This is a genomic window from Caballeronia sp. AZ10_KS36, from assembly GCF_023631105.1.
Taxonomy (GTDB): Bacteria; Pseudomonadota; Gammaproteobacteria; order Burkholderiales; family Burkholderiaceae; genus Caballeronia.
In genome coordinates, this window is the sequence record NZ_JALQDQ010000013.1 from 1 (window position 1) to 14857 (window position 14857).

The 14857-nt window shown below is 63.8% G+C and carries 15 protein-coding genes, 1 tRNA gene and 1 pseudogene; 7 read left to right on the forward strand and 10 right to left on the reverse strand.

What is annotated here, in order from left to right:
- From NCR35_RS06610 to NCR35_RS06640, 7 genes and pseudogenes are all read right to left on the reverse strand, one after another.
- Window positions 1–404 (reverse strand): annotated as a pseudogene (locus NCR35_RS06610) (energy transducer TonB); the annotation flags it as partial.
- Window positions 405–649: 245 nt separating this feature from the next.
- A complete protein-coding gene (locus NCR35_RS06615; RefSeq protein ID WP_244848381.1) occupies window positions 650–874 on the reverse strand; it encodes a (2Fe-2S)-binding protein in 225 nt (74 codons plus the stop codon).
- Window positions 875–1058: 184 nt separating this feature from the next.
- The gene (gene murI / locus NCR35_RS06620; RefSeq protein WP_250533729.1) at window positions 1059–1913 is read right to left on the reverse strand and encodes a glutamate racemase; all 855 of its coding nucleotides are present in this window, start codon (window positions 1911–1913) and stop codon (window positions 1059–1061) included.
- Between the two features lie 13 nt (window positions 1914–1926).
- Window positions 1927–2400: a bacterioferritin gene (gene bfr / locus NCR35_RS06625; RefSeq protein ID WP_244848383.1), complete on the reverse strand. Its 474-nt coding sequence runs from the start codon at window positions 2398–2400 to the stop codon at window positions 1927–1929.
- A gap of 211 nt (window positions 2401–2611) precedes the next feature.
- Window positions 2612–4135 carry a fumarate hydratase gene (locus NCR35_RS06630; protein ID WP_250533730.1) on the reverse strand — a complete coding sequence of 508 codons (1524 nt, stop codon included), beginning with the start codon at window positions 4133–4135 and terminating at the stop codon, window positions 2612–2614.
- A 47-nt stretch (window positions 4136–4182) separates the two neighbouring features.
- Entirely contained in the window at window positions 4183–4770 is a 588-nt protein-coding gene (locus NCR35_RS06635) for a TIGR00645 family protein (protein ID WP_250533731.1), read from the reverse strand.
- A gap of 183 nt (window positions 4771–4953) precedes the next feature.
- A complete protein-coding gene (locus NCR35_RS06640; protein WP_250533732.1) occupies window positions 4954–5871 on the reverse strand; it encodes a DMT family transporter in 918 nt (305 codons plus the stop codon).
- 394 nt (window positions 5872–6265) lie between these two features.
- On the opposite strand from NCR35_RS06640, the gene acs reads away from it, so the two are divergent.
- The 5 genes from acs (at window position 6266) to NCR35_RS06665 (ending at window position 11552) form a co-directional block, all read left to right on the forward strand.
- Window positions 6266–8248 carry an acetate--CoA ligase gene (gene acs, locus NCR35_RS06645; RefSeq protein WP_250533733.1) on the forward strand — a complete coding sequence of 661 codons (1983 nt, stop codon included), beginning with the start codon at window positions 6266–6268 and terminating at the stop codon, window positions 8246–8248.
- 80 nt (window positions 8249–8328) lie between these two features.
- Entirely contained in the window at window positions 8329–8673 is a 345-nt protein-coding gene (locus NCR35_RS06650; protein WP_244848388.1) for a DUF4212 domain-containing protein, read from the forward strand.
- The gene (locus NCR35_RS06655) at window positions 8670–10700 is read left to right on the forward strand and encodes a sodium:solute symporter family protein (RefSeq protein ID WP_250533734.1); all 2031 of its coding nucleotides are present in this window, start codon (window positions 8670–8672) and stop codon (window positions 10698–10700) included. The genes NCR35_RS06650 and NCR35_RS06655 overlap by 4 nt, the downstream gene beginning before the upstream one ends.
- 43 nt (window positions 10701–10743) lie before the next feature.
- A tRNA-Ser gene (locus NCR35_RS06660) sits at window positions 10744–10833 on the forward strand.
- A gap of 329 nt (window positions 10834–11162) precedes the next feature.
- Window positions 11163–11552: a DUF3597 domain-containing protein gene (locus NCR35_RS06665; RefSeq protein ID WP_250533735.1), complete on the forward strand. Its 390-nt coding sequence runs from the start codon at window positions 11163–11165 to the stop codon at window positions 11550–11552.
- Between the two features lie 204 nt (window positions 11553–11756).
- On the opposite strand, the gene NCR35_RS06670 is transcribed toward NCR35_RS06665, so the two are convergent.
- From NCR35_RS06670 to NCR35_RS06680, 3 genes are all read right to left on the reverse strand, one after another.
- Window positions 11757–12179 carry a hypothetical protein gene (locus tag NCR35_RS06670; protein ID WP_250533736.1) on the reverse strand — a complete coding sequence of 141 codons (423 nt, stop codon included), beginning with the start codon at window positions 12177–12179 and terminating at the stop codon, window positions 11757–11759.
- An 8-nt stretch (window positions 12180–12187) separates the two neighbouring features.
- Window positions 12188–12562 carry a hypothetical protein gene (locus NCR35_RS06675; protein WP_250533738.1) on the reverse strand — a complete coding sequence of 125 codons (375 nt, stop codon included), beginning with the start codon at window positions 12560–12562 and terminating at the stop codon, window positions 12188–12190.
- A gap of 206 nt (window positions 12563–12768) precedes the next feature.
- On the reverse strand, window positions 12769–13050 hold the full coding sequence (locus tag NCR35_RS06680) for a hypothetical protein (RefSeq protein ID WP_250533740.1): 282 nt from the start codon (window positions 13048–13050) through the stop codon (window positions 12769–12771).
- A gap of 215 nt (window positions 13051–13265) precedes the next feature.
- Here NCR35_RS06680 and NCR35_RS06685 point away from each other — a divergent pair, with 215 nt between their 5' ends.
- Both NCR35_RS06685 and NCR35_RS06690 read left to right on the forward strand, forming a co-directional pair.
- Window positions 13266–13847: a hypothetical protein gene (locus tag NCR35_RS06685; protein WP_250533741.1), complete on the forward strand. Its 582-nt coding sequence runs from the start codon at window positions 13266–13268 to the stop codon at window positions 13845–13847.
- 271 nt (window positions 13848–14118) lie between these two features.
- The gene (locus NCR35_RS06690) at window positions 14119–14856 is read left to right on the forward strand and encodes a DUF2968 domain-containing protein (protein WP_250533742.1); all 738 of its coding nucleotides are present in this window, start codon (window positions 14119–14121) and stop codon (window positions 14854–14856) included.
- Window position 14857 lies beyond the last annotated feature (1 nt).

The following is a 14857-nucleotide window of genomic DNA, read 5'->3' on the forward strand; positions in this document are numbered from 1 at the left end:
GGCGGCGGCGGAGCGGGAGGAGCCGGCGGCGTCGGCTCGGGCGCGGGCGCCGCAATCGGCGACGGCGCCGGCGTGACCGGCATCGGCGCGGGCTTAGGCTCGGCCTTTGGCTTGAGCTTCGGCTGTGGCTTCGGTTGCGGGACGGGTTTGGGCGGCTGGGGCGTCGGCGGGGACTGGACCGCAACGGGCTGCGGCGCGGGCTGCGGGGTCTCGCTGATCAGCTGCGCGGTGATCGCCTTGGCCTCCACGGGGCGCGGCGGCGCTTCGTGCCGCATCGTCAGCACGGTGCCGAGGAGCGCCGCATGAATCGCGAGTACCAGCGCGCACGCGGCGACCATGCGAGGATTGATGCCGGATGACGGCGCGGGCGAAAAGGCGGCAGAAGACGTGGTCGGGGACTGCATTCTTGGGCGTTGTTCGAGAGTCTGCTTGCCTGACGGCTCCTGATGCTGAGATCCCGAACATAAGCTGGCCCGAAAGCGAAGGGCGAAGTCATCGACGAAATATCAGCAGCGAAATGAACAGGGTAGCCACGAAACCGATCAGCAATTCCATCTCGTTCTCCTCGGACAGGACTGAACGGTTTGCAGAAGGTAATGCGGTTGGCTACCGGCGCGGCGTGACGGAGTGGCGCGCCGGCGCAAATGCGTCAGGCGGCCTGGCGTTCGTAGAACGTGACCGGCGCCGCCTGCACGCCGCAGTGCGAGGCACAGACGCCGCTTTGCGCCATCACATCGCGCACGCTTTCCTCGCACTTCCCGCAGCACATGGCAACGCCGAGTTCGAACTGGAGCTCGTCGAACGTATCGACGCCCTCCGCGATGGCGGCGCGAATCTTTCTGTCGGACACTGACTTGCAGACACAGACGATCATGATGGTTCGCGATAGCTTCCGTTAATGCGAATTATTATCATTCAGTGTCGCGTGCTTGGCAAGCGAGGAGCGGGGTTTTTTGTAACAGGATGCCGGGTTTGCCCGCCGGAGACTTACGGGGCGGGGCAAGGCGGCTTTTCGCGCGCCTCGGGGCGGCGAACCAACCCTTCGCGCGCTGTGGCGACTACGCGCTCGGAATAGTCGCGTACCGCACTTCCGCCTGGATTTGCAGCAACGAGGCGGCGAGTTGCCGCTGCGGTTCGCCGTCGGCGGTGGAGTAGAAAAGCGGGGTCGTTGCGACCGACGCATCGGCGTTTCGGAGTCCGCTGGCGTCGAGCAGACGTTCGAGTTGCCGCGCGACCGCGACGCTCGTATCGACGATATGCAGCCGCTCGCCCGCAATCTCCCGGATGGCGCGGTCGAGAAAAGGGTAGTGCGTGCAGCCGAGCACGAGGGTGTCGGCGCCAGCGTCCAGCATCGGTTTGAGATAGCTTTCGAGCAGCGCCATGAGGCCGGGCGACGACGTGTCGCACCGTTCCACCGCCTGCACCAGCCCGTGCCCCGGCTGGCAGATGAAGCGGCAATTGCCGGCATAGCGGTCCAGAAGCGACTGAAAGCGCGCGCTTCGCAGCGTCGCCTGCGTGGCCAGCACGCCGACCACGCCGGTTTTCGACACCGCCGCGGCCGGCTTCACGCCGGGCTCGACGCCGACGAGCGGAATCGCCAGCCGCTCGCGCACGTGCGCGATGGACTGCGCGGTCGCCGTGTTGCACGCGACCACGAGGGCCTTCACGCCCTGTCCGACGAGCCATTCGCCGATGGCCGTGGTGCGCGCGGTGATGAACGCGTCGTCCCGCTCGCCGTAGGGCGCGTGCAGCGAGTCCGCCACGTAGATCAACCGCTCGTGCGGCAGCACCGCACGCACCGCGCGCAGCACGGAAAGACCGCCCAGACCGGAATCGAAGATGCCGACGGGCGCGTTAGCGCCGGCCGGCGCGCGAACGTTCGTGGCAGGGGAGGAAGCGACGACAGCGGACATCGGTTGAGGCGGCTTATTGCTCGCCCATCATGCTCTGCTGGTAGTTCTGGATGCCGACCTTGTCGATCAGATCCAGTTGCGTTTCGAGCCAGTCGATGTGCTCTTCGGTGTCGTTCAGAATCTTGTCGAAGATATCGCGCGAAACGTAGTCCCGCACGGACTCGCAATACGCCATGGCTTCCTTGCAGGTGGACTGCGAAATCTGTTCGAGCTTCAGATCGCACTCGATGATTTCCTTGGTCTCTTCGCCGATCAGGAGCTTGTGCAGGTCTTGCAGGTTCGGCAAGCCGTCGAGCATGAACACGCGCTGGATCAGCCAGTCGGCATGCTTCATCTCGCCGATGGACTCGTCGTATTCGTGCTTGTTCAACTGCTCGAGGCCCCAGTGCTTGTACATCCGGGCGTGGAGGAAGTATTGATTGATCGCGGTCAGCTCGTTCTTCAACTGCGCGTTCAGATATTCGATGACTTTCGCGTCGCCTTTCATAGGTGTCCTTGTTCCGGGCGTGTGAGCATGGGGGAAAGATAAACCTTGGGACTGGGGCCTGCCAAGGTTGAGGGGGAATTTTTTGTCGCGGCCGAAAGTGAGAATGGAAAGCGTTATCGGAAAAAGCGGCTTGCAAAGAAAAGCCGGGCGCGCGGCCCGGCTTTCCGGCCGCGCCGCGCAAGTCACGCGCGATGCGGTCCGCGTCGCATGCTTACGCCGTCGCGACCGGAATCTTGCCGATCTTCGCCTGCCATTGCGCCGGGCCGGTCTTGTGAACCGACGTTCCGTTCGAATCGACCGCGACCGTCACCGGCATGTCCTTCACGTCGAACTCGTAGATGGCTTCCATGCCGAGGTCTTCGAACGCGAGCACCTTGGCCTCGCGGATCGCCTTCGACACGAGATACGCCGCGCCGCCGACCGCCATCAGATACGCGGCCTTGTGCTTCCTGATCGCCTCGATGGCGACCGGGCCGCGCTCGGCCTTGCCGATCATCGAGATGAGGCCGGTCTGCGCGAGCATCATCTCGGTGAACTTGTCCATGCGCGTAGCCGTCGTCGGGCCCGCCGGGCCGACCGCTTCGTCGCGCACCGGATCGACCGGACCGACGTAATAGATCACGCGGTTCGTGAAATCGACCGGCAGCTTGTCGCCCTTGGCGAGCATGTCGGCGATGCGCTTGTGCGCGGCGTCACGGCCCGTCAGCATCTTGCCCGAGAGCAAGAGCGTCTGGCCCGGCTGCCACGACGCGACTTCTTCCGGCGTCAGCGTGTTGAGGTCGACGCGTTTGCTCGTCTCGGTGTTCGGCTGCCACGTGACCTTTGGCCATGCGTCGAGCGGCGGGGCGTCGAGCTTGGCTGCGCCCGAGCCGTCGAGCGTGAAGTGCGCGTGGCGGGTCGCGGCGCAGTTCGGGATGATCGCGATGGGCTTCGAAGCCGCGTGCGTCGGCGCGGCCATGATCTTGACGTCGAGCACGGTCGACAAGCCGCCGAGACCTTGCGCGCCGATACCGAGCGCGTTGACCTTCTCATGCAGTTCGACGCGCAGTTCTTCGATCCAGTCCTGCGGCCCGCGAGCGATGATGTCCTGAATGTCGATGGGGTCCATCAGCGATTCCTTCGCCATCACCATCGCCTTTTCGGCCGTGCCGCCGATGCCGATGCCGAGCATGCCCGGCGGGCACCAGCCGGCGCCCATCGTCGGCACGGTCTTGAGCACCCAGTCGACGATCGAATCCGACGGATTCAGCATCGCGAACTTCGACTTGTTCTCCGAGCCGCCGCCCTTCGCGGCGACCTGCACGTCGACCTTGTCGCCCGGCACGATCTCGTAATGGATCACGGCCGGCGTGTTGTCTTTCGTGTTCTTGCGCGCGCCTTCGGGCGGGCTCACGATCGACGCGCGCAGCACGTTGTCCGGGTTCAGATAGCCGCGGCGCACGCCTTCGTTGATCATGTCCGTGACGGACATCGTCGCGCCGTCCCAGCGCACGTCCATGCCCACCTTCACGAACACCGTGACGATGCCCGTGTCCTGACAGATCGGGCGCTTGCCTTCGGCGCACATGCGGCTGTTGGTCAGGATCTGCGCGATGGCGTCCTTCGCGGCCGGGCTTTCCTCCAGCTCGTAGGCGCGGCCGAGCGCCTGAATATAGTCGAGCGGATGGTAGTAGCTGATGTACTGCAGAGAATCGGCGATGCTCTGGATCAGGTCTTCTTGCTTGATGACGGTCATGGCTTGGGCTCTGGGGACGAAAGACTGCCTGCGTTCTCTTCGACGCTTCAATCGAGTGCGCTTCGGGGTGTTGCGGTTTCGCTGTGGAAATGCCGCGGATGCGTATGCGTGGTCAGCCGGTCGACATACGCCATGACGAGCGCGGACACGAGGAACGCCACGTGAATCACGACTTGCCACAGCACCGTATGGAACGTGTGCTGATCCGGATTGATGAAGGTCTTCAGCAGATGAATTGACGAGATGCTGATGAGCGCCATCGAGAGCTTCACTTTCAGCACGCCCGCATTGACGTGATCGAGCCACTCGGGTTCGTCGGGATGACCTTCCACGCCGAGACGCGACACGAACGTTTCGTATCCGCCGACGATCACCATGATGAGCAGGTTCGAGATCATCACCACGTCGATCAGGCCGAGCACGACCAGCATGACGTTGGTTTCGTCGAGCGTCATCGCGTGCGTGACGAGGTGCCAGACTTCCTTCAGGAACAGGACGACGTAGACGCCCTGCGCGACGATCAGTCCGAGATAGAGCGGCACCTGAAGCCAGCGGCTCATGAAGATGATTCTGGGCAACGCCTTCATCGGGCCGGGGCGAGCGGGCGAGTCGGGGAAGGGCTTCTGAGCGGACATGGGCGGCGTGTCGGTCGGGCGGTCGGCGGAGAGTGAACGGCTGAAAACGTGAAACGGGCGGTTCTGGCCCGTCCGGGAAAGCCCGGTATTGTAGCGTGTCGCCGCGCGAGCCTGCCTGAACGCAGCGGCAAGCACTGTTGTGTCAATCGGATGGAATGCGCGGCCACGTGACGCTACGTGCCGCTACACGCCGCTTTCGCGCCGCTCGCGCTCGTCGCGCGGCGCTGGCGTGCGGCGCTTCAGGCTCGCGAGAACGATGCCCGCCATCACGCACGCGAGCGCGACGCCATGCGCGAGCGTCGGCCGCTCGCCGAGGAACGCAATGCCGTAGAGCGCCGCCGCGATCGGCAGGACGGCGGAGAAGACGCCCGCGAGGCTGCCGGCGACGTGGCGGATGCCTTTCATCCAGAGCCAGAAGGAAAAGACGCTTGCCGAAAGCGCATACCATCCGACGAGCGCCCACGTGAGCCCGTCGACGCCGCGCCAGTCGAACGCGAGCGCGCTCGGCAGGCCGAGCGGCAACATCAGCAGAAAGCCTAAGCCGTGCGTGTACGCGCAGATGTCGATGGCGGGCAGCGTCTGCGTCAGCCGCCGCGACAGGATCACATAGAGCGATTCGCAGCAGACCGCGCCGACCACCATCAGATTGCCCGCGAGCGAGCCGCCGCCGTGAACGCCGCCGCCGCTGTGCGCGACATTGATCACGACGACGCCCACGACCGCCAGCGCGATCGAAGCGAACGCTCGTCCGCCCGGCTTTTCCCTGAGGAAGAGCCACGCGAAAAGCGCGACGACAGCCGGCATGGTGCTCGTGATGACGCCCGCCGCGACCGCGCTCGTGCGCGCGACGCCGTTGAGCATCAGCAGCGTGAAGCCGAACGTGCCGAAGAGCGCCTGCAAGAAAAGGTTGATCCACTCGGCGCGCGCCACGCGCCTCATCTTCGACGGACGCAGCAGCGGCCACAGCACCGCCAGCGCGATGACGAAGCGCAGCAGCGCGAAGAGCGGCACCGGCACCGACGCGACGATGGACTTGCCGATGCCGACGTTGCTTCCGACGAGCAGCATCGACGCGATGAGATAGAGGGCGTAGCGATTCAAGCTGTGATTTCGGCAGCGAGTGCACGACAAGCGCACGACAAGCGCGCGGCGAGTTCAGTTACGATTGTGGGGACGCATTGTAGAAGCCGCGCCGACTCCGTGTATACCCCGTGCCGCAGCCGTCGGCCGCGTAAGAAGCGGGTAAGTTGCGCGGCCTATCTTGATCTTCATGCAGGCTGCAATGAGTCGGCACGCGCGATTCTCGAACGAATCGCGCCGGCAAGGTTGCAAGTGACCGGCTTTCCGCGAGACGGCGGAGCCGGTCGAAAGGAGACAGGGTTCGGCGAGAACGCCCGTGCGCGTGACGCTTTCGAACCTCAATAACATGCGGCGTGCCCACCTTAAGCGTCGAGCGCGCCGCCGGCTTTTGGAATCACCATCGGAGGGGTTGTCGATGTCTGCGATCGAATCGGTTCTTCAGGAAAAACGTGTGTTTCCGCCGTCAGCCAAGGCTTCGTCCGGCGCGGCGATTTCGGGCATGGACGCGTACAAGGCGCTCGTCGCCGAAGCGGAGCGCGACTACGAAGGCTTCTGGGCGCGGCTCGCGCGCGAGACGCTAGCGTGGCACAAGCCGTTTTCGAACGTGCTCGACGAAAGCAACGCGCCGTTCTATACGTGGTTCGCGGATGGCGAGCTGAACGCGTCGTATAACTGCCTCGACCGGCATGTCGAAGCGGGGCGCGGCAACGAGAACGCGATCATCTTCGAAGCCGACGACGGCACGGTGACCAACGTCACGTATCAGGACCTGCTCGAACGCGTGTGCCGCCTCGCCAACGCGCTCAAGAAGCGCGGCGTGAAGAAGGGCGATCGCGTCGTGATCTATCTGCCGATGTCGGTCGAAGGCGTCGTCGCGATGCAGGCGTGCGCGCGCATCGGCGCGACGCATTCGGTGGTGTTCGGCGGCTTCTCGTCGAAGTCGCTGAACGAGCGGCTCGTCGATGTCGGCGCGGTCGCGCTCATCACCGCCGACGAGCAAATGCGCGGCGGCAAGGCGCTCCCGCTCAAGAGCATCGCCGACGAAGCGCTCGCGGCCGGCGGCTGCGACGCGGTGAAGGACGTCATCGTGTATCGGCGCACGGGCGGCAAGATCGCGTGGAACGAAGGACGCGACGTGTGGCTGCACGAGATCGTCGAAAACGAAGCGGCGCAGTGCGAGCCCGAGTGGGTGAGCGCGGAACATCCGCTTTTCATCCTGTACACGTCCGGCTCCACGGGCAAGCCGAAGGGCGTGCAGCACAGCACGGCGGGCATTCTGCTGTGGGCCGCGCAGACGATGAAGTGGACCTTCGACATGAAGCCGGGCGACATCTTCTGGTGTACCGCGGACATCGGCTGGATCACGGGGCACAGTTATATCGCGTATGGGCCGCTTGCCATCGGCGCGACGCAGATCATGTTCGAGGGCGTGCCGACGTATCCGAACGCGGGCCGCTTCTGGGACATGATTCAGCGCCACAAGGTCACCATCTTCTATACCGCGCCTACGGCCATCCGCTCGCTCATCAAGGCGTCGGAAGCGGACGCGAAGGTGCATCCGAAGAGCTATGACCTCTCGACGCTGCGCATTCTCGGTACGGTCGGCGAGCCGATCAATCCGGAGGCGTGGATGTGGTACCACGAGAACGTCGGCGGCGGGCAGTGCCCGATCGTCGATACGTGGTGGCAGACGGAAACCGGCGGCCACATGATCACGCCGCTGCCGGGCGCGACGCCGCTCGTGCCGGGATCATGCACGCTGCCGCTGCCGGGCATCATGGCCGCGATCGTCGATGAAACCGGGCAGGACGTGCCGAACGGGCATGGCGGCATTCTGGTGGTGAAGCGCCCGTGGCCGTCGATGCTGCGCAACGTCTGGGGCGATCCGAACCGTTACAAGACGAGCTACTTCCCGGAAGAACTCGGCGGCAAGCTGTATCTCGCGGGCGACGGCGCGGTCCGCGACAAGGAGACCGGCTACTTCACGATCATGGGCCGCATCGACGACGTGCTCAACGTCTCGGGGCATCGCCTCGGCACAATGGAAATCGAGTCGGCGCTCGTCGCGAATCCGATGGTCGCGGAAGCCGCCGTGGTCGGACGTCCCGACGACACGACGGGCGAAGCGGTGGTCGCGTTCGTCGTGTTGAAGCGCGCGCGTCCGGAAGGCGACGAAGCGAAGCAGGTCGCCAACGACTTGCGCGCGTGGGTCGCGAAGGAGATCGGGCCGATCGCGAAGCCGAAGGACATCCGCTTCGGCGAGAACTTGCCGAAGACGCGCTCGGGCAAGATCATGCGGCGTCTGTTGCGCTCGCTCGCGAAGGGGGAGGAGATCACGCAGGACGTGTCCACGCTGGAGAATCCCGCGATTCTCGATCAACTGGGCGAAGCCCGCTGAAGCTGTTCTAAACGACCGCCGCCCGATAAGCGGCGGTCGATCCCGATTGCCGATGCCACGCGGTTTTGGTACATAACCGCATGGTCACGCCCGCCGATCCGCTCAATCCCACGCTTGCCCCGCCGCCGCGCGTCCCGGCGGCCGCGGCGCGCGCGCATCGCGCGTACTGGCGCTTCAATGTCGCGCTGATCGCAGTGCTGCTTGCCGTCGGATTCGTGGTGTCGTTCTGCGTGCCGCTTTTCGCGGAGCGCCTGCAGCACGTGCGCATCGCCGGGTTTCCGCTGCCGTTCTTCTTCGGCGCGCAGGGCGCGATTCTCGTCTATGTGACGCTGATCGCCGTCTATATCGTGCTGATGCAACTCGCCGATGCGCGGCTCGCGCGCGCCGTCGGAGACGCCCAAGCGAGTGACGACGGCCAACGATGAAGCTCACCAACCGGCTCATCGTCACTTACGCGCTCTATACGCTCGGCTTTTTGCTGTTCATCTTCCTGATGGAGCGTATCGAGCGCACGGCCGGCGCGGGCATGTGGGTCGGCTATGTGTTCCTGTTCGTGCCGATTGCCGTGTATGCGGTCATCGGCCTGCTCTCGCGCACGTCGGATCTCGTCGAATACTATGTGGCCGGGCGGCGCGTGCCATCCGCGTTCAACGGCATGGCGACGGCGGCGGACTGGCTGTCGGCGGCGTCGTTCATCGGACTGGCCGGCTCCATCTATGCGAGCGGCTACGACGGCCTCGCCTACATGATGGGCTGGACCGGCGGCTATTGCCTCGTCGCATTCTTGCTCGCGCCGTACGTGCGCAAACTCGCGCGCTACACGATTCCCGATTTTCTCGGCACGCGCTTTTCGAGCAACCTCGTGCGCGGGCTCGCGGCCATCGCGGCGATCCTGTGCTCGTTCGTCTATCTGGTCGCGCAGATTCAGGGCATCGGGCTGATCGCGTCGCGCTTCATCGGCATCGAGTTTTCGATCGGCATCTTCTGCGGGCTCGCGGGCATTCTCGTGTGCTCGTTTCTCGGCGGCATGCGCGCGGTGACGTGGACGCAGGTGGCGCAATACATCATCCTGATCAGCGCGATGCTGATTCCCGTGTCGATGATTGCGCATCGCGACGGGCTCGGCTGGTTTCCGCAGTTCAACTATGGCCGCGTGATGGAGCGCGTTGAGACGCTCGAACGCGCGCTCGCCGTGTCGCCCGACGAAGCCCGCGCCCGCGCCGATCTCGGGCGTCAGGCGGCGCGCGCGCAGCAGCGGATCGATGCGCTGCCGCGATCGTTCTTCGACGAGCACGCGCGGCTCGTCGCCGAAATCGCCGATTTGCGTCGGCACAACGGCCCGCTGCGCGAGATCAGCGAGCGCGAGCGCGAACTGGCGTCGTTTCCGCGCGATCCCGCCGATGCGCAGGCCAAGTGGTCGCGCGAACGCGATGCGTTGAGCGAGCGCGTTGCCGCCCCCGTGCCGCTGACCGATGCGTTCGCGTCTTCCTCCGGCACGGCGGAGCAGGGCAGCGCGCGGGCGCACCGGTTGAACTTCCTCTCGCTCATCCTGTGCTTGTCGATCGGCACGGCGAGCTTGCCGCACATTCTCACGCGCTATAACACGACTACGTCCGTGGCATCGGCGCGGCGCTCGGTCGGCTGGACGCTCTTTTTCGTCGCGCTGTTTTATCTGACCGTGCCGGTGCTCGCCGTGCTGATCAAGCACGAGATCCTGACGGGGCTCGTCGGACATCGCTTCGCGGAGCTGCCGCAATGGGTGACGCAGTGGCGGCACATCGAGCCGTATCTGATCCGTATCGGCGACATCAACGGCGATGGCGTCGTGCGCTGGGCCGGCATTCAGATGCAGCCGGACATGGTGGTGCTCGCCGCGCCCGAAATCGCGGGCCTGCCTTATGTGATGTCCGGACTGATTGCGGCGGGCGCGCTGGCCGCGGCGCTTTCGACGGCGGATGGCCTGCTGCTCACCATCGCGAACGCGCTGTCGCACGACGTGTATTACTGCATGGTGGATCGCCGCGCGACGAGCCAGCGGCGCGTCACGATTTCGAAAATACTGCTGCTCGGTGTTGCGCTGCTTGCGTCGTATGTCGCGTCGCTCAATGCGGGGAACATCCTGTTTCTCGTGGGCGCGGCGTTTTCGCTGGCGGCGTCGAGCCTGTTTCCGGCGCTCGTCCTCGGCGTGTTCTGGAAGCGCACGACGCAGCGAGGCGTCGTCGCGGGGATGATCGCGGGGCTGATCGTGTGCGTGTACTACATCGTGTCGACGTATCCGTTCTTCACGCACCTGACGGGCTTCGACGGGCCGCGCTGGTTCGGCATAGAGCCGATCAGCTCGGGCGTCTTCGGCGTGCCGGCCGGCTTCGCGGTGGCGATTGCGGTGAGTCTCGTCGACCGCAAGCCGGACGAGTACACGCGCGCGCTCGTCGACTACATTCGTCACCCGTAGGGGCTAGGCGGGCGGCGGGAACTTGGTATAATCGCAGTCTTCCGGAGAGATGGATGAGTGGTTTAAGTCGCACGCCTGGAAAGCGTGTATAGGGTAAAACCTATCGGGGGTTCGAATCCCCCTCTCTCCGCCAGAACGATTCCCGAATCCCGCACAGCCTATCGGCTTGCGGGATTTTTGCTTTTGTCGAGGCTCGACAGGGCATGCCGGTGTCGCAAGCATGGTTGCAACGGTCCCGGAGAAAGTAATCGCCTTCCTCATGAAACGCCACGCACGCGTCTTCAGCCTAGATTGCACTCCTAATCACCACTGCAACTATTCATCAAAATCCGTCCCGTTTTGTGCCAACGAGTCAACTTCCCAAAGCGCCCGGCGTTAAAGCCTCCGGCAGCCGTCGCCGCGTCCCGTCGCTGACCGGCAAGCGGCCGGCACTTCCGTAGCTAACTCGCAAAGGACACAGACATGAGCATCTTCGGTGACATCGTAGGCAAGATCTTCCACAAAGCGAAACCTGCCGACCCGGCGCCCGTCGCCGCGCAGGACCCGGCGCCGCAGGCAAGCGTCGAGGCAGCCGCCGCTCCCGCGCCGCTGTCCGACATCGACGTCGCCGCCGTGATGGATCAACTGGCGAGCGAGAGCAGCCAGCAGTTGAACTGGCGCGTTTCCATCGTCGACATGATGAAGCTGCTCGACGTCGACAGCAGTCTCGACCATCGCAAGCAACTCGCCACGGAACTCAAGTACAGCGGCGACATGAACGACTCCGCCTCGATGAACATCTGGTTGCACAAGCAACTGATGCAGGCGCTCGCCGCGAACGGCGGCAAGTTGCCCGCCGATCTCATCGGCTAAAGGCGCGCACAAGCGAAAGCCCGCGATCCAGCAGTTCATTGCTGATCGCGGGCTTTCTTGCGTACATCGCTGCTCGCGTTGTTGCAATAAGAGGCGTCGCAAGGGGTGGCCTGCCTGCACGTCCGCGCTTCTGATAATGCGCAAACCGTCGCGCACATGGCAGGGCGGGCGATGGCAGCGCGCCTCCTGCGACAGCGCGCAGCATTAAAGATGATTGCGCTTGGACCGAGGGCGCGCGAACTCGGCGATCGGATCGTCGGCATAGGCGGCGATCGGATCCTTGTCGAACGGTGAAGCTGTCAGCGGCGCTTTCGGCCGGCCCGGCTGCGAAGGCGCACGCGACGCTGCCGCGCTCGACGCGGAGGTCGCTTTGTCGCTGGCGCGCGGCGCCGTCTGCGAGCGCGTGACGTTGCCGCTTCCGATCCACTCTTCGGTGTACTTGGCAAAGGCAGGCGTGGTCAGCGTCAGAACCGTTAAGGGAAGCAGCAGAGCGAAGCAGGCTTTTCGTGCGAGCATGAGGTTTCTTCTTGTCGTTTTCGATTTCCAAGCGCGAAGCGATGATGGCCGCACGACTTGGTGCGTGCGGCTCGATTCATCACCGACGATTAGCGCGTTCGATGCGACCAATCCGTCGCTCAATGCGCGATGGCAAGCGGTTCCGGCTGGTGGTTCTCGGCGTCGAAGTGCAGCGCGGAATTGGCTGCCTGCTCCTGTACGAGGAACTCGCGGGCGGCCTGCACGCCGCGGTCGTACGACGCGCGCGCGGTGTGTTCTTCCAGCGCCGAGATCAGCGGAATCTGCTCTTCGGCGATCGAGTGGAGAAGACTCAGAATGTCGCTGCGCATCGACTCCGGGTACGAACAGAAGTGCTCGAAGCCGCCGGGCGCCGCGACCATATTGACGAGCGACGTCAAGAGACGCGCACGGTTCAGGCAATGCTCCTTGATGTGCATGGAGTGCGACAGGGTTGCGCGGCCGTTCGCGTCGACGGAAATGTGCAGGTCTTTCATGCTGCGTGCCTCATTCGTTCAGAAGAATGCGGCATTAAATCGGCTCGCCGGACAAAATACAGCAGGACTTTTCCTATTCGCGCAGTCGGCAACGATCCTTTACGTTTCCCGTCGACGAGTCAAAGATTCGGCTCCCTAACAGGCACGCAGCGACGCCGGTTCGCCTTCCGGCGTCGCTGCGCAGGCGTGGTAGAACGGCGCGCGCGTTATTGCTTCATCGTCCCGGTGGACTTGGAACCACGCGCCGGCTGTTGCGACGTATCCGGCGACATGCCTTGCTCGCGCTTTTCCATCAGCGTGCCGCTCCCGGACGTGCCGGAAGGCGCGCCGCCCTGCGACGCATCGTTTGCGCCGCCGGGCGAGGCGTTCTGCCCCTGCTGCTGCGTTTGCGGGCGTTGGTTCATCTGGTCGCGCGTCATTTCCTGCGCAAGGGAGGCGGTGCTGGCAAGCGCGAGAAGGGCGCCTGCGATCGCTGCGGTCGCTTTCATGGCTGTCTCCTGGTTCCAGGCGCACGTCGCGCCGTGCAAGGGATATAGCATCGGCTGTGCCGCGCTCTACAGACGAAATCCGCCGCTTATCTCAAAACCAACTACGATAAATATTGGCGCTGCCAAACGGATGCCGATTCATTACAATTTGCGCTCCAAACGAACTTGAGCCGCCCGTATTCGATTCAATGGGCCCAATGCAACCGGAGTGTTTCATGTCGATCACACTGAACGATTTATTGGCATGGAGCGAAAGCCTGCCCGATCGCAATAGCGACGAAGCGAAAATGCTTGACGCACTCATCCAGAAACGTGAAGCAGAATTGAGATTGCGCATCGCCGATTTGATTGCGGCCGTGAGTCAGCAAGAGAACTGGAAACTGCATCGGTGCGCGGCAACGGCGCGGCGCATCGAGCAAACTTCCACCGCGCATCTGGAGGCGGTGTATGAATATTTTCGGGATCGCAACGAAGGGCGCTTGCATTTCGAAGCGCCCGAGATTCTCGCGGATTCGTTCGTCGACGGTCAGGCCGGCCCCGACCGGCTGTGCGCGCCCGTCGTGACGAACGGCGACGCGAACTACGCGATCAGAGCGGGAACGCCGGCCGAGCCGATCGTCAATCTCTACGGGCGGATGAAGAGTCTCGAATCGCGGCTAGCCGATACGCCGGGCATCGCGTGCGGCATTCAGGGCATTCGCATCATGCGGATGGTGGCGCTCATGTCGAAAGCGCGATCAGCGCAACTCGCCAATCTGCGCATCAGCGGAATGCAGGCCGTCTACCGGCACATGTAATTATCTGTGCCCGCGAAACGAAAGGCCGGGTCACTTACGGTTTTACCGTTGATATGCCGGCGATTTAGTTTGCTGCATGAGTTCGATTGCATCTGAAAATCGCTCGCCTATACTGGGTTTCATCAGCCGATAGTTCGTTCGATTTTCGTGGCCGCTTGTTCGTCATCCAGAATAATCAGCGCGAATATTCAGAATATGCGACGCGCATAAAGGCACCTGGATTCATCAAGGAACGTCAAAAACGCAGCCGTAAGTCAACTTTGGAGTCATCGTGAAAAGCCTGCTGAGCAGACGCGGCACATTACTCGATAACGCGCCCTCGTTCCTTCTCCGTCAGAAGGGGAGCGCTCCGGTCCGCTTCGCTGCGCAAAGCAAGCCCGACGCACCGGAGCCGTCCGACGAATCCGAACCCGCCGCGCCGCAAACCGCCACCCGCGTCACGCCGCTGCGACCGACAGGCGCGTCGGCGCCGTTCGCCGGGCACGGTCTGCAGGCGGCGCAGATTGCGGAAGTGGAGTGGCTGATTCAGCAATCCACGCTCGCCGTTTTCCGGACATTTCAAAGTTTCGCGTATAGTGCGAGCCTGCTTTTCTATCCGCGCGATCTCACTTACTATGCCGTGCTCTATCACGAGGACGCCGTATGGCGCGTGCTGAAAGCGGGCGATATCGACGCCGCCGAGCCCGCATTCCGGCATTTCGTCGAGCAGGCCGTGCGGCTCGCGGAAGCAGAAATGCGGCGCGCGCACTTGCAGGCGCAAAACGAGCAGTTCGCACGGCTGATTGCCGAGTCGGAGGCGCAGGTCGAACGTTCCCGCGTGGATCTCCAGCGCGGCAGTACGCAGGACCAGGAGGTTGCGCTCAGGCAACAGGAGGTTCGCAAGGATCTCGCGCAACTGGAAGTGCGGCGCGTGGCGGCTCAGGCGCAATTGAACAAGCTGCAACGGCAAATGCACCAGCTCGCCGCGACCAGCAACGAAACGGTGCCACATCTGCCATCGGGGCGTTGAG

Bases quoted from the DNA above. Each gene is read 5' to 3' on its own strand.
- NCR35_RS06615 (WP_244848381.1), bottom strand. From the start codon at position 874: ATGATCGTCTGTGTCTGCAAGTCAGTGTCCGACAGAAAGATTCGCGCC.
- murI (WP_250533729.1), bottom strand. From the start codon at position 1,913: ATGTCCGCTGTCGTCGCTTCCTCCCCTGCCACGAACGTTCGCGCGCCG.
- bfr (WP_244848383.1), bottom strand. From the start codon at position 2,400: ATGAAAGGCGACGCGAAAGTCATCGAATATCTGAACGCGCAGTTGAAG.
- NCR35_RS06630 (WP_250533730.1), bottom strand. From the start codon at position 4,135: ATGACCGTCATCAAGCAAGAAGACCTGATCCAGAGCATCGCCGATTCT.
- NCR35_RS06635 (WP_250533731.1), bottom strand. From the start codon at position 4,770: ATGTCCGCTCAGAAGCCCTTCCCCGACTCGCCCGCTCGCCCCGGCCCG.
- acs (WP_250533733.1), top strand. From the start codon at position 6,266: ATGTCTGCGATCGAATCGGTTCTTCAGGAAAAACGTGTGTTTCCGCCG.
- NCR35_RS06650 (WP_244848388.1), top strand. From the start codon at position 8,329: ATGGTCACGCCCGCCGATCCGCTCAATCCCACGCTTGCCCCGCCGCCG.
- NCR35_RS06655 (WP_250533734.1), top strand. From the start codon at position 8,670: ATGAAGCTCACCAACCGGCTCATCGTCACTTACGCGCTCTATACGCTC.
- NCR35_RS06665 (WP_250533735.1), top strand. From the start codon at position 11,163: ATGAGCATCTTCGGTGACATCGTAGGCAAGATCTTCCACAAAGCGAAA.
- NCR35_RS06675 (WP_250533738.1), bottom strand. From the start codon at position 12,562: ATGAAAGACCTGCACATTTCCGTCGACGCGAACGGCCGCGCAACCCTG.
- NCR35_RS06680 (WP_250533740.1), bottom strand. From the start codon at position 13,050: ATGAAAGCGACCGCAGCGATCGCAGGCGCCCTTCTCGCGCTTGCCAGC.
- NCR35_RS06685 (WP_250533741.1), top strand. From the start codon at position 13,266: ATGTCGATCACACTGAACGATTTATTGGCATGGAGCGAAAGCCTGCCC.